Here is a 13,716-nt window from a genome sequence, read left to right on the forward strand (position 1 = left end):
ACCGCCGACAATATCGTGTCGGCGTCAAGTGGTCAAGGAAAAATCTACCGCCGGCCGGCGCCGGGCCACGCGCCAGGTTGCCGCGACAACGGTCCGGCGCCACGCGCCGTGTCGGGCGGCACGAAAATTTGTTAGCATCCGGCCCGTTTACGGAATTTTTCGTCCTACCAGCCCTTCGAGCGCAGACCCTTTCACGGAATGGCATCAGACAAGGAACTCGCCGACTTTCTGGCGGGCGTCGAACGGCGCGCGTTCAAGCAGGCTGCCTACGCGGTACGCGACGACGACGCGTCGCTCGACATCGTGCAGGACGCGATGATCCGCCTCGCGGAGAAATACGGCGACCGGCCGGCCGCCGAGCTGCCGCTGCTGTTCCAGCGCATCCTGCAGAATGCGATCCACGACTACTTTCGTCGGCAGAAAGTCCGCAACACCTGGGTGAGCCTGTTCTCGTCGCTCGGCAACGCCGACGACGACGAGTTCGATCCGCTCGAGACGCTCGAATCGGCCGACAACGGCAGCGGCGTGGAGAGCAGCGAGACGCGCCTCGAGCGCGAGCAGGTGCTGTCGCTGATCGACGATGAAATTCGCAGGCTGCCGGCGCGTCAACGGGAAGCTTTCCTGATGCGTTATTGGGAAGATATGGACGTCGCCGAAACAGCCGCCGCCATGGGCTGCTCCGAGGGCAGCGTCAAGACGCACTGCTCCCGGGCCACGCACACATTGGCGCAAGCGCTCAAGGCCAAAGGAATCACGCTATGAGCTCCGCTCCCGAACTCAAAGAACTCGAATTCGCCCTGAAGATCCGCCGCGCGCTGGACGAGCGCGCCGCCACGCTGCCGCCGCCGGCCGCCGACCGGCTCGCCGCCGCGCGCCGGGCCGCGCTCGCGCGCAAGAAGCCCGACGCCGGCCTGGTGCTGGTGCCGGCGCTCGCGGGTGCCGGCGCCGGCAGTCTCGGCCTCGCGCGAGGCCCGGCGCCGCGGCCCGTCTCGCTGGCGCGCCGGATCGCGCGGGCGCTGCCGCTGGCCGTGCTGCTGGCCGGCATCGCCGGCATCGCCTACTGGGAAAACCTGCAGCACACGGCCGAACTCGCGGACATCGATGCCGCGATGCTGAGCGATGATCTTCCGCTGAACGCCTACCTCGACCACGGCTTCAACGCCTACCTGACACACACGCGCTGAGCGCGATCACGGAAAAGGAAGCACGGGGCGATGCAGAAACGGGGACTGGCGATATTTTTCGGGAGCGTGATCGCGCTCGCGATCGCTTACGCGGCCACCTACCCGCGTTTCGAGGATTCGCCTCCGGCCGCCACGCCGGCCCCGACGCCGACCTCGGCGCCCGCCGGCGCCAGCGCGCCGCACGCCGCGCAGCCGGCCGTCGGCCTGTCGCTGTCGGGCGGCTTTCCGAGCCTGCCGGCCGACGGCCCGCTGTCGTGGGCGCGCCTGAGCCCGCCGCAGCGCGAGGCGCTGGCGCCGTTCGAGCACCTGTGGGACGGTTTCAGCGAGGCGCGGCGGCGCAAGTGGCTGAAGATCGCGGCGCGTTTCCCGAAGATGTCGCCTGATGAGCAGAAGCGGCTGCATGAACGGATGACGCAATGGGCCGGCATGACGCCCGAGGAACGGCGCGTCGCGCGCGAGAACTACCAGGCCTCGAAGGACCTGCCCGCGCAGGCGCGCGAACGCGCCTGGAAGGACTATCAGAAGCTGCCGCCGGAACAGAAGGCCCGACTCGCGGCCGCCGAGCGCCACCGGCGCCCGACCGTCGTCAGCGCACCGCCGTCCGGCAAGAGCGATCGCGACATCAACCGGCTCGTGAACGCGCACGACCGCTCGGCGGTGCCGACGCTCACCCCGCTCGTGCCGCCCTCGCCGCCAGCCCCCGGTGCCACCGGACCCGGCGCGCCGCCGCCCACCACGGCCGCCTCCGGCACGCTCCCGCCGCCGGCCGCGCAGCCGGTCTCGCCGGCCGACACGCCGTCGATCTACCAGGGATCGTGAGCGCCGCGCCGGCTGCTTCCGCCCGCTCCGGGTCCGGCGCGCCGCCGAGCGTGCGACGCCGGCTCGCCGCCCTCCTTTACGAAGCCGTGCTGCTGTTCGGCGTGGTGTTCTTCGCCGGCCTCGCGTTCGCGCTGGCTCTCGGCCAGCGCAACGGCCTCGTCCATCACCAGTGGCTCGCCGTCTGGATCGCGCTGGTGGTTGGCGGCTATTTCGTCTGGTTCTGGACGCACGGCGGGCAGACCCTGCCGATGAAGACCTGGCGGCTGCGCGTGGTCACCGCCGCCGGCGCGCCGCTTTCGCCGGCGCGCGCGCTGTGGCGCTACCTGCTCGCCTGGCTCTGGTTCGTGCCGCCGCTCGCGCTGCATCCGCTGCTCGCGTTGAGCGTGCCGGCGACGCTCGTCGCGAGCGCCGTCTGGATCGTGCTGTGGGCATTCGCCGCGCGGCTCGACCGCGGCCGGCGGTTTCCGCACGACCGGCTGGCCGGCACGCGCATCGAGGCGGTGTCGCGCTGAGGCGTTGCATGCCGCTTGCGCGTCGCTGACGGACCACCTCCATTGGCGCTCCACCGTTTCGCGGTTCGTCGCGGTTCCCTTTCATCGGGCCTCGCCAGTGGTGGCCGAGAGACGATGCCACCGGCCTGTCATGCCCGCGTAGCGTGATGGATACAGCGCGTCGCGCTGCCGTCAAGAACGCCTCGCCACGCCATTGCGCACGCCCCGCGTGTCGTTTCGCTGCCCCCGCGCTACCGCATCCTTCCGTTTGAAAACACCGCAATAAGAACATTTCGTGACTGTCACGGCATGGTCACGTCCACATGGCGGAATGCCGGTTATATCAATCGGCGCGAGTCACGCATGGGCCTCAAAACGTCCGCGACTACCTTCTTTCGAGATCCGGCCGGCGCGCATGCAACGGTCGCGGCGTTCCTGTCCGGCGCATCGGCCGACAAGGCGCCCGCACCGCCGTCGGCGGGCGCCACGACCGGTCACCACGACGAATCCGACGGCCCGTCGCACCGCTATCGCACCATCTGGCTGTCCGACATCCACCTCGGCACGAGCGGCTGCCAGGCCGAGTACCTGCTCGACTTCCTGCGCCACAACGAGTCGGAATATTTGTATCTGGTCGGCGACATCATCGACGGCTGGCAGCTGCGCAAGGGCTGGTACTGGCCGCAGGCGCACAACGACGTGGTGCAGAAGATCCTGCGCAAGGCGCGCAAGGGCTCGCAGGTCGTCTACATCCCCGGCAACCACGACGAGGCCGCGCGGCAGTTCTGCGACCTCGCGTTCGGCGACATCCAGGTGCGCGGCGAGGCGTTTCACACGACGCTCACGGGCAAGCGGCTCTGGATCGTCCACGGCGACCTGTTCGACGGCGTGATCCAGCACGCGAAGTGGCTCGCCTATCTCGGCGACACCGCCTACACGCTGATCCTCGTGCTGAACCGCTGGTTCAACCGGATTCGCAGCCGGCTCGGCTTCCAGTACTGGTCGCTGTCGCAGTACCTGAAGCACCAGGTCAAGAACGCCGTGAACTTCATCTCGTCGTTCGAAAACGCGATGACCGACGAAGCGCGCCGCCGCGGCTGCGACGGCGTGGTCTGCGGCCACATCCACAAGGCCGAGATCCGCGACATCGACGGCGTGCTGTACTGCAACGACGGCGACTGGGTCGAGAGCCTGTCCGCACTCGTCGAGACCATGGAAGGCGAGCTGAAGATCGTTTACTGGACGGTGATGCAATCGCCGCCCGCCACCACCTCGCGCAAGGCCAAGGCCGCCGCGTGAGCCTGCCGCTGTCCCGCGCCCAGCCCCCTACAGGAATACCCGCATGAAGATCATGATCGTCACCGATGCATGGGAGCCGCAAGTCAACGGCGTCGTGCGCACGCTCAAGAGCACCTCGCGCGAGCTGACCGCGCTCGGCCACCGCGTCGAGCTGCTCACCCCGCTCGAGTTCCGCACGATCCCCTGCCCGACGTATCCCGAGATCCGCCTGTCCCTGTTCCCGTATGCGCGGCTGCGCTCGCGCATCGACGAGTTCGCGCCCGATGCGCTGCACATCGCCACCGAAGGCCCGCTCGGCATGGCCGCGCGCCGCTACGCGCGCAAGCACAAGCTGCCGTTCACGACCGCCTACCACACGCGCTTCCCCGAATACGTGCAGGCGCGCTTCGGCATTCCGCTGTCGGTCACCTACCGCTTCCTGCGCTGGTTCCACGGCGCCTCGCTGGCGGTGATGGCGCCCACCCCGGTGGTCAAGCAGGATCTGGAGACGTTCGGCTTCGACAACGTGGTGCTGTGGACGCGCGGCGTCGATCTCGACATTTTCGAGCCGATGGAATCGAAGGTGCTGAACACGGCGCGGCCGATCTTCCTCTACGTCGGGCGCGTGGCGATCGAGAAGAACGTCGAGGCGTTCCTGAAGCTCGACCTGCCCGGCTCGAAGTGGGTGGCGGGCGAAGGCCCGGCGCTCGCCGAACTGAAATCACGCTATCCTGAGGCGAACTACCTTGGCGTGCTGACGCAGGCGGAGCTCGCCAAGGTGTACGCGGCGGCCGACGTGTTCGTGTTCCCGAGCAAGACCGACACGTTCGGGCTGGTGCTGCTCGAGGCGCTCGCCTGCGGCACGCCGGTGGCGGCCTACCCGGTGACGGGCCCGGTCGACGTGCTCGGCGACGGCAACGCGGGCGCGATGAACGACGACCTGCGCGAGGCCTGCCTCGAAGCGCTGAAGATCGATCGCACCGACGCACGCGCCTGGGCCGAGCGCTTCTCGTGGCGCGCCGCGTCCGAGCAGTTCGCCTCGCACCTGAAGCCGCTACCGAAAACCGCCAGCTCCCAACCTCAAGGCGCAGCCGTTTGAAACCAGCCATGCGCGCGAAAGCGCCCGCTCCGTCGCCCTCGCCGTTGCGCCGTCCCGCGCTGAACGCCGCCGCGTTCGCGCGCGATCCGCATGCCGAGAACGATTCCCACGATGCGCACGACGGCGCCGACACGCACGAGCCGCTCGGCACCGACGACCCGCTCGCGCCGTTGCCGCCGAATCCGTACAAGGGCAATCGCGGGCTCACGCGCGCCTGGTACGCGCTCAAGCATTCGGTCAACGGCTTCCAGGTGGCGATCCGCGAGGAGAGTGCGTTTCGCCAGGAACTGACGCTCGCCGCGATCCTGCTGCCGATCGGCGTGTTGGTGCCGGTCGACGCCGTCTCGCACGCGCTGCTGATCGGCTCGGTGCTGCTGGTGCTGATCGTCGAACTGCTGAATTCCAGCGTGGAAGCGGCGATCGACCGGATTTCGCTGGAGCGCCACGAACTGTCCAAGCGCGCCAAGGACCTCGGCAGCGCGGCCGTGACGGTCGCGCTGGGCGCCTGCCTCGCGACCTGGGGCTTCATCCTGTGGCCCGTGGTCGGGCACTGGCTCGGGCGCTGAGCGCGCCGCGAGCGACCGCTCCGGCATCGCGCGGCACCGCGATCGCGGCCTGATCGAGGCCCGGTCGCGGCGCCGTCGTTCGTGCCCTGATTGGGATCACGAAATGCGCCTGAAAAGCGAACGACCGTTTATAATCGGCCAATAGTCTCGAAAGAACAGCCAACCGAGCCGGACGAATCCGCAGCATCCTCATGCAGCGCCCGCCAGTCCGGCACACACAGGGCCGGACGACACATGGAAGCGAAACCTCCCCGCCGCACGCGTGAACGGATCCTCGAGCTGTCGTTGAAGCTATTCAACGAGATCGGCGAGCCGAACGTGACGACCACGACGATCGCCGAGGAAATGGAAATCAGTCCAGGCAACCTGTACTACCATTTCCGCAACAAGGACGACATCATCAACAGCATCTTCGCGCAGTTCGAGCAGCAGATCGAACGGCGGCTGCGCTTTCCCGAAGATCACCGTCCGACCATCGACGAGACCTGGTCCTACCTGCAGTACATGGCCGATTTCATGTGGACCTACCGGTTCCTGTATCGCGACCTGAACGATCTGCTGGCCCGCAACCGCACGCTCGAAACCCACTTCAAGCAGATCATCAGCCACAAGGTGCGCTTCGCGCGCGAGATGTGCGAACTGCTGGTGTCCGACGACGAGCTGGTGGCGACGCCGGCCGAGATCGAGGTGATCGCCACCAACATGGGCGTGATCTCGACCTACTGGCTCTCGTATCAATACGTTATGCATCCGCGCAAGTACAATGACCAGGACGCGATCCGCGACGAGCTGCACCAGGTCAGCATGCACGTGATCTCGGTGATGGCGCCGTACCTGCGCGGCCGTTCGCGTCAGATCTTCGACGATCTCGTCTCGGGCAAGCTGCCCAAGCGCGAATTCCACGACTACCTGCCGCCGCGCGGCGCGCAGAAGGACTCCAAGCCATGAAATCGGTCTGCGTCTATTGCGGTTCGTCGCCGGGCGCGCGCGGCGTATATGCCGAAGCGGCGCGCGGCTTCGGCCGGGCGCTGGCCGCGGCCGAACTCACGCTCGTCTACGGCGGCGGCCGCGTCGGGCTGATGGGCATCATCGCCGACGCGGTGCTGGCCGCCGGCGGCCGCGCGATCGGCGTGATCCCGCAGTTGCTGGTGGACAAGGAAGTCGGCCACCAGGGGCTGACCGAACTGCACGTGGTGCCCGACATGCATCACCGCAAGAGGATGATGGCCGACCTGTCCGACGCGTTCGTCGCCATGCCGGGCGGCGCCGGCACGCTCGAGGAATTCTTCGAGGTGTTCACCTGGGCGCAGCTCGGCTATCACCGCAAGCCGGTAGCGCTGCTGAACGTCGAGGGCTTCTACGACCCGCTCGCGGCGATGCTGCGGCACACCGTGGACGAAGGCTTCATGGCCGGCACCTACCTCGACTCGCTCTGCATCGACGCAACGGCCGACGGCCTGCTCGAGCGACTGCGCCGCTACCGGCCGCCCGCGCGTGACAAGTGGCAGCCGGTGACCGACGCGCCCTGAGGCGCGCCGCGCTTCCCCCTTCCCCGCCAGGCCCGCGGGCGGACCTGGCCTTCTCACCGGTTCAGGAGCCCCACCCCGATGTCCGCCTCGCTCGACAAGGTCGTCCTCGTCACCGGCGCGAGCCGCGGCATCGGTGCCGCGACCGCGCAACTCGCCGCCGCGCGCGGCTGGGCCGTCGGCATCAACTACGCGCGTGACGCGCAGGCGGCCGAGGCGGTCGCCGGGGCGATCCGCGCCGCCGGCGGCCGCGCCGTCACGATTCGCGGCGACGTGGCCGTCGAGGCCGACGTGATCGCGATGTTCGATGTCGTCGAGGCCGAACTCGGCCCGCTCGACGCGCTCGTCAACAACGCCGGCATCGTCGCGCCGCCGCAGCCGCTCGCCGAGATGGACCTCGCGCGGCTCACGCGCGTGTTCGACGTCAACGTGCTGGGCGCCTATCTCTGCGCGCGCGAGGCCGCGCGGCGGCTGCCCACCGATCGCGGCGGACGCGGCGGCGCGATCGTCAACGTCTCGTCGCTGGCCGCGCGGCTCGGCTCGCCGAACGAATACGTCGACTACGCGGGCGCGAAGGGCGCCGTCGATTCGCTCACGCTCGGCCTGGCCAAGGAACTCGCGCCGCATGGCGTGCGCGTGAATGCCGTGCGCCCGGGTCTGATCGACACCGAAATCCACGCGAGCGGCGGCCAGCCCGATCGCGCCGCCCGGCTCGGCGCGCTCACGCCGATAGGCCGCCCGGGCCGCGCCGACGAGGTGGCCGAGGCGATCGTCTGGCTGCTCGGCGATGCCGCCTCGTATGTGACCGGCACGCTCGTCGACGTCGGCGGCGGACGCTAGGCTTCGCGCCACCCGCGCGCCGCCAACGGCGGCACGCGGCCGTCGCGTGCCGCGCTCCCCTCTGAATCCTGCCTGCCGCGGTCACTTCGCAGCCCTTAACAGGCCGCCGATTCTTCAGTCGATTTCCCCCGCCGACCCCGCTCTGTCGCACAAAAGCGACGCGCGCAAACGTGCAATCGACAAATTTGCACACAGCCGATAAATCCTCACAATGTCGCGACAGTTCACGTAACAAACGGTAATAAAAACGTGTTCTACTAACGTCCATCGTGGTATCCGCCGCGTTTCCGCCTTCCCACGGCATCCCCAACCAACCGGCCCATGCCGCCGGCTGGGCAACCGACTTCTGAGACGTACTTCGATGCAGGGACCCGCAACTCCCGGCCGCACGCGCTCGTCCGCGCGCACCCCGTTTCGTCATACCGCCGGCCCCAGGCGCCCGCCCGCGGACGAGGCTCGCGCCACCGCCCAGGCCGGGCTGCGCGTCTGGCTGCTGGCCGCCGCGGTGGCCTGCGCCTACCTGCTGCCCGGCATCTTCGGCCACGATCCGTGGAAGCAGGACGAGACCTACACGTTCGGCATCATCCAGCACATGCTCGATACCGGCGATCTGGTCGTGCCGACCAACGCCGGCCAGCCATTCCTCGAGAAGCCGCCGCTCTACGACTGGACCGCCGCGGCGCTGGCCTGGCTGTTCGGACGCTACCTGCCGCTGCACGACGCGGCGCGGCTCGCGAGCGCCCTGTTCGCCGCGCTCGCGTTCGGCTTCACGGCCCGCGCGGCGCGCATCGCGAGCGGCGCGCGGCGCTGGTTCGAGCTCGAGGTGATCGGCGCGGTTGCGCTCTGCGCGGGGACGCTGGTGGTGGTCAAGCACGTCCACGACATGATGACCGACGTGGCGTTGATGGCCGGTGCCGCGATCGCGTTCTCGTCGCTGCTCGAACTCGTGACGGCCCGCTGCGGCGGGCGCCCCTCGGGCCGTTTCGCGGCAGCCGGGTTCGGCGCGGGCGTCGGCATCGCGCTGATGGCGAAGGGCCCGTTCGTGCCGCTCGTGTTCGGCGCGACGCTCGCGGCGCTGCTCGTGCTGTATCCGGCCTGCCGCAGCCGCAAGTTCTTCCGCTCGCTCGGCGTCGCCGCGCTGGTGTTCGCGCCGTTCGCGCTGATCTGGCCGATCGCGCTGCTGCTGCGCTCCGAGACGCTGTTCATGACCTGGTTCTGGGACAACAACGTCGGCCGCTTCTTCGGCTTTTCGGTGCCGCGGCTTGGCGCCGAGAACGACAAGCCGCTGTTCATCTGGCGCGCGCTGCTCACGGTCGGCTTCCCGGTCGGCCCGCTCGCCGCCTGGGCGCTCGTCGCGGGCCGCTGGCGCGCCTGGCGCGTGCCGGCCGTCGCGCTGCCCGCGCTGTTCGCCGGCATCGGCATGATCGTGCTGCAGGTGGCCGCCACTTCGCGCGAGCTCTATATCCTGCCGTTCATCGCGCCACTCGCGCTGCTGGCCGCCGGCGCCGTCGGCCGCCTGCCGATGCGCGTCGCGCGCGGCTGGGACTACCTGAGCCGCGTGGTGTTCGGCGCGGCCGCCGGCCTCGCCTGGTACATCTGGTCGATCATCACCTCGTACCACGCGTCGCGCGAGCCGATTCGCTGGCTCGGCCGCTGGCTGCCGCTCGACTGGACCATCCCGTTCGAGCTGCCGTTCACGCTCGCCGCGCTGGCGCTGACGATCGGCTGGCTCTGGGTACTGCCGTCGCTGCGCGCGACCGACAAATGGCGCGGCGCGCTATCGTGGGCGGCCGGCGTACTGCTGGTCTGGGGGCTGATCTTCACGCTGCTGCTGCCGTGGCTCGACGCCGCCAAGAGCTATCGCACGGTGTTCGCGAGCCTCAACCGCCAGCTCGAGCTGCAATGGAACGAGGGAGACTGCATGGCGAGCCTCGGGCTCGGCGAGTCGGAAGCGCCGATGCTCTACTACTTTTCGGGCATCCAGCACCGGCCGGTCGGCAATCCCGCCGACACGGCCTGCACCTGGCTGATCGTGCAGGGGCTGCGCGCGGTCACGCCGAACCTCGGCGGTGAATGGGAGCCGGTCTGGTCGGGCGCGCGGCCCGGCGACGACAAGGAATTGCTGCGCGTCTACGTGCGCACCCCGGAAAGCGGCAAGCCGCGCTGAACGCGGCGGCGCGGGCGCCGCGAACGGCGCCGCGCCGCATCGACGGGCGCATCAACCCGGGCGGTTGCGCATCCAGTCGGCGGTGTCGTAGAACGAATGCATGAGCCGCTCGCGCAGCGGCTGCGCAAGCCCGATGTCCTCCATCGCCCAGGCCATGCAGCGCAGCCACTGGTCGCGCTCCGACGAGCCGATCGGGAACGGCAGGTGCCGCGCGCGCAGCCGCGGGTGGCCGAAGCGGCTTACGTAATGGTCGGGGCCGCCCAGCCAGCCGCACAGGAACCAGAAGGTCTTGTCGCGCGAGCCGTCGAGCGAGGCGGGATGCAGCGCGCGGATCCCCGCGAACTCGGGTTCCAGGTCCATCAGGTCGTAGAAGCGGTCGATCAGCTCGCGCACGCGCGCCTCGCCGCCCACCAGGTCGAACGCGCTCGGCTTCGCCTGCGCGCCGTCGTCGGTCACATCGTCGGTCATACGGAAAATCGGAGTTCGGGAAAAGCGCAACGATACCGCATCAGGGCGCGGGGCTCAGGCCGCGCGTCAGGTATCAGGCATCGCGCAACGAACGCAGCGCCGGCCGCGCCAGCACGCGGCGCAAGCTCCACCAGCCCGCCGCCCCCGCGCAGACGATGCCCGCGGCGACGCCGGCCGGCACCACCCACGGATTGAGCGCGAGTTCGAACCGGAACACCTGGACCGCCAGCACCCAGCCGATCGCGAGCGCGCCGAGTGCCCCGCACACGCCCGCGAGGGTGCCGACGATCACGAACTCGGCACGCTGCACCGCGCCGACCTGCGCGCGCGACGCGCCGAGCGCGCGCAGTAGCGCCGCCTCGCGCACACGCTCGTCGCGGCTGCCGGCCAGCGCCGTGTAGAGCACCAGCACGCCGGCCGCGAGCGTGAAGCCGAACAGCAGTTGCACGGCGCCCACCACCTGCAGCAGCACGCGCTCCACCTGAGCCAGAATCGGCGCGACGTCGATCGCGGTGATGCCGGGCTGGCGCGCGATCAGCCCGTCTATCACGCGCGCGCGCTGCGGCGGCAGATGGAAGCTGGTGATGTACATCGCCGGCATGTCCTCCAGCGCGGCGGGCGGCATCAGCACGAAGAAGTTCACGCGAAACGTGCCCCAGTCGAGCTTGCGGATGCTGGTGACGGGCGCCTCCACGGTGAGCCCGGTCACGTCGAAGCGCAGCGTGTCGCCGAGCTTCACCCCGAGCGTCTTCGCGAGCCCCGCCTCGATCGATACCTGCGGCTTCGACGAGACGCCGAACCAGCGCCCCTCGACGACGCGGTTGTCGTCGGGCAGCTGGGTCGTGTACGACAGGTTGAACTCGCGGTCGACGAGCCGGCGCGCGTTCGCGTCGGCGTAGCTGTCGGGATTCACGGCGCGGCCGTCGATCGCGATCAGGCGGCCGCGCACCATCGGTTCGAGCGGCGCGTCGTCGATCCCCTGCGAGGCGAGGTAGCGAACCACGTCGGGCCGCTGGTCGGGCTGGATGTCGATCAGGAACTGGTTCGGCGCGTCGGGCGGCGTCGATTTGCGCCAGCCGGCCACCAGGTCGTCGCGCGTGATCGAGATCAGCAGCAGGCACATCAGGCCGAGCGCGAGCGCGGTGATCTGCAGCGCGCTGGCCGCGCCGCGCCGATGCAGCGAGGCGATCGCGTAACGCCAGCCGAGCCCGGCGCCGACGCGCGCGTCGCGCACCGCGCGCGCCGCCGCGAACAGCACCGCGCGGGCCAGCGCGGCGAACAGCACGAGCCCGCCCGCGAAGCCGCCCGCCACGATCAGGCCGAGCGTCAGGTTGCCGGCCGCCGCGATCAGCAGCGCCGCGAACAGCAGCACACCGAGCCCGTAGCCGAGCCAGGCGGTGCGCCCTTCGCCGCCCCACTCGCGGCGCAGCACGCGCACCGGCGGCACGCGCGTGAGCGGCATCAGCGGCGGCAGCGCGAAACCGAGCAGCAGCACCAGCCCGGCGCCGACGCCGACCAGCGCCGGCGCGACGCCCGGCTGCGGCAGCACCACGTCGATCAGGCTGCCGAGCGCGGCCAGCAGCGCGAGATGGCCGGCGTAGCCGAGCGCCGCGCCGAGCAGGCCCGAGGCGATGCCGATCGCGACGAATTCGAGCGCAAACAGGCCCGCGAGCGTGCGCCGGCTGGTGCCGAGGCAGCGCATCGCGGCGCAGCCGTCGAGATGGCGGCGCATGTAGCGCTGCGCGGCCATCGCGATCGCCACCGCCGAGAGCAGCGCCGTGAGCAGCGAGACCAGCGTCAGGAAGTGGCGCGCGCGGTCGAGCGTCTCGCGCACCTGCGGCTGGCCTTCCTGCAGCGATTCGAGCACCACGCCGCGCAGCTTGCCGCCGTCCACGCGCTGGTGCGCGAGCGCGGCGAAGCGCGCCACGGCCGCATCGGGGCCGGCCACCAGCAGCCGGTAGGTGACGCGGCTGCCGTAGCCGACCAGGCCGGTGGAGACGAGTTCGTCCTCGCGCAACATCAGGCGCGGGGAGAAATTGACGAACGAGAAGCCGCGATCGAGCTCGCGCGTGATTGCCGCCGCGATCGTGAAATTGCGCTGGCCGACCCGCACCGGATCGCCGACCTTCAGGTGCAGCGCGTCGAGCAGCGCCGGATCGGCCCACACGGTGCCGGGCGCGGGAATCGCGCCGGCCGGGCGGCCCGGCGCGGTGGCCGCGCCGGCGATCTCCACCTGCCCGCGCAGCGGATAGCCGGCCGAGACGGCCTTGACGGCGGCGAGCCGCGACGGCGCGTTGGCGCCGGTGCCGCCGACCATGCTCGGGAAGATCGCCGTGGTGGCCGTGGCCAGCCCGTCGGCGCGCGCCGCGGCGGCGAACGACGGATCGACGGGGCGGTCGCCGCGCACCACGAAATCGGCGCCGAGCATCTGGCGCGCGTCGTGCTCGAGCCCCTGGCGCAGCCGGTCCGACAGGAAGCCGACGCTGGTCAGCGCGGCCACCGCCAGCACCAGCGCGAGCACGAGCAGCGTCAGCTCGCCCGCGCGCCAGTCGCGCATCGTCATCCGGATCGATTGCCGTACCAGCTCGCCCGGCCCCAGACGCGCGCCGCGTGCGGCGCGAACTTCCTCATGCTGCGTCGTCAATCCCGCTTGCCTCCGAGTGAATTGAAGCGCGACACCATCTGGTGCGCCATCCCGCGAAATCCGCCCGACACGCCGCGCCAGAGCCTCGGCAGCACCCAAGCGGCGAACGCGACGAAGCCGATCATCAGCGCGAGGAACAGCAGCGGGACGAAGAACGCGAGCGCGAGGCCGGCGCAGACGAGGCCGTCCTCGGTCGTCGAGGCGATCCAGTTCGAAACCGGCTCGGGCGACAGGTTGATCAGCGCGCGCGTGCCGGCCTTCGCGACGTGCGCTGAGCCGGCCAGCGTGCCGCCGGCGAGCCCGGCGATCATCAGCATGGCCGGATCGGCGTGACCGAGCGCGCCGGCGGCCAGCACCGCGCCGGCCGGAATCCGGATGAAGGTGTGGATCGCGTCCCAGAGCGAATCGAACGCGGGAATCTTGTCGGCGAGGAATTCGGCGACGGCGAGCACGCCGGCGGCGCCGATCACCCACGGGGAAGTCAGCGCGGCGAGCGTGTCGGGCAGGTGGACGAGACCGGTGCGCGCGAGCACGCCGGCGATCAGCACCGTCAGATAGAGGCGCAGCCCGCTCGCCCACGCGAGCCCCGCGCCGAGCGAAATGGCCTCGACCATGAGCGGTCTCCTTGCGCGCC

Annotated in this window: 14 protein-coding genes; 11 read left to right on the forward strand and 3 right to left on the reverse strand. The window is 70.2% G+C overall.

Features of this window, described 5'->3' with window-relative positions:
* Window positions 1-198 precede the first annotated feature (198 nt).
* The 11 genes from bpln_RS13700 to bpln_RS13750 all read left to right on the forward strand — a co-directional run bounded on the left by bpln_RS13700 (window position 199) and on the right by bpln_RS13750 (window position 9,970).
* Entirely contained in the window at window positions 199-762 is a 564-nt protein-coding gene (locus bpln_RS13700) for an RNA polymerase sigma factor (RefSeq protein ID WP_055139063.1), read from the forward strand.
* On the forward strand, window positions 759-1,184 hold the full coding sequence (locus bpln_RS13705) for a DUF3619 family protein (protein WP_055139064.1): 426 nt from the start codon (window positions 759-761) through the stop codon (window positions 1,182-1,184). Before bpln_RS13700 ends, bpln_RS13705 begins: the two co-directional genes overlap by 4 nt.
* Before the next feature lie 30 nt (window positions 1,185-1,214).
* Window positions 1,215-2,003, forward strand: a complete 789-nt coding sequence (locus bpln_RS13710; RefSeq protein WP_042625614.1) for a DUF3106 domain-containing protein — start codon at window positions 1,215-1,217, stop codon at window positions 2,001-2,003.
* Window positions 2,000-2,515: an RDD family protein gene (locus tag bpln_RS13715; RefSeq protein WP_042625615.1), complete on the forward strand. Its 516-nt coding sequence runs from the start codon at window positions 2,000-2,002 to the stop codon at window positions 2,513-2,515. Before bpln_RS13710 ends, bpln_RS13715 begins: the two co-directional genes overlap by 4 nt.
* Before the next feature lie 342 nt (window positions 2,516-2,857).
* The gene (locus bpln_RS13720) at window positions 2,858-3,793 is read left to right on the forward strand and encodes a UDP-2,3-diacylglucosamine diphosphatase (protein WP_055139065.1); all 936 of its coding nucleotides are present in this window, start codon (window positions 2,858-2,860) and stop codon (window positions 3,791-3,793) included.
* Window positions 3,794-3,836: 43 nt separating this feature from the next.
* Window positions 3,837-4,871, forward strand: coding sequence for a glycosyltransferase family 4 protein (locus bpln_RS13725; protein WP_042625617.1), 1,035 nt, complete (start codon window positions 3,837-3,839; stop codon window positions 4,869-4,871).
* An 8-nt stretch (window positions 4,872-4,879) separates the two neighbouring features.
* On the forward strand, window positions 4,880-5,437 hold the full coding sequence (locus bpln_RS13730) for a diacylglycerol kinase (RefSeq protein WP_042625618.1): 558 nt from the start codon (window positions 4,880-4,882) through the stop codon (window positions 5,435-5,437).
* Between the two features lie 234 nt (window positions 5,438-5,671).
* Window positions 5,672-6,385, forward strand: a complete 714-nt coding sequence (locus bpln_RS13735; protein WP_042625619.1) for a TetR/AcrR family transcriptional regulator — start codon at window positions 5,672-5,674, stop codon at window positions 6,383-6,385.
* Window positions 6,382-6,966 (forward strand): LOG family protein, encoded by a 585-nt coding sequence (locus bpln_RS13740; protein WP_055139066.1) that lies wholly within the window; start codon window positions 6,382-6,384, stop codon window positions 6,964-6,966. Before bpln_RS13735 ends, bpln_RS13740 begins: the two co-directional genes overlap by 4 nt.
* 78 nt (window positions 6,967-7,044) lie before the next feature.
* The gene (locus bpln_RS13745) at window positions 7,045-7,803 is read left to right on the forward strand and encodes an SDR family oxidoreductase (RefSeq protein WP_055139067.1); all 759 of its coding nucleotides are present in this window, start codon (window positions 7,045-7,047) and stop codon (window positions 7,801-7,803) included.
* 361 nt (window positions 7,804-8,164) lie between these two features.
* Window positions 8,165-9,970 (forward strand): ArnT family glycosyltransferase, encoded by a 1,806-nt coding sequence (locus tag bpln_RS13750; RefSeq protein ID WP_055139068.1) that lies wholly within the window; start codon window positions 8,165-8,167, stop codon window positions 9,968-9,970.
* Window positions 9,971-10,021: 51 nt separating this feature from the next.
* On the opposite strand, the gene bpln_RS13755 is transcribed toward bpln_RS13750, so the two are convergent.
* The 3 genes from bpln_RS13755 to bpln_RS13765 form a co-directional block, all read right to left on the reverse strand.
* Window positions 10,022-10,438 carry a group II truncated hemoglobin gene (locus tag bpln_RS13755; RefSeq protein WP_042625623.1) on the reverse strand — a complete coding sequence of 139 codons (417 nt, stop codon included), beginning with the start codon at window positions 10,436-10,438 and terminating at the stop codon, window positions 10,022-10,024.
* A gap of 73 nt (window positions 10,439-10,511) precedes the next feature.
* Window positions 10,512-13,082 carry an ABC transporter permease gene (locus bpln_RS13760; RefSeq protein WP_055139069.1) on the reverse strand — a complete coding sequence of 857 codons (2,571 nt, stop codon included), beginning with the start codon at window positions 13,080-13,082 and terminating at the stop codon, window positions 10,512-10,514.
* Entirely contained in the window at window positions 13,079-13,696 is a 618-nt protein-coding gene (locus tag bpln_RS13765; protein WP_042625625.1) for a DUF4126 domain-containing protein, read from the reverse strand. Before bpln_RS13765 ends, bpln_RS13760 begins: the two co-directional genes overlap by 4 nt.
* Window positions 13,697-13,716: the final 20 nt, after the last annotated feature.

Source organism: Burkholderia plantarii (assembly GCF_001411805.1).
GTDB classification, from domain to species: Bacteria; Pseudomonadota; Gammaproteobacteria; order Burkholderiales; family Burkholderiaceae; genus Burkholderia; species Burkholderia plantarii.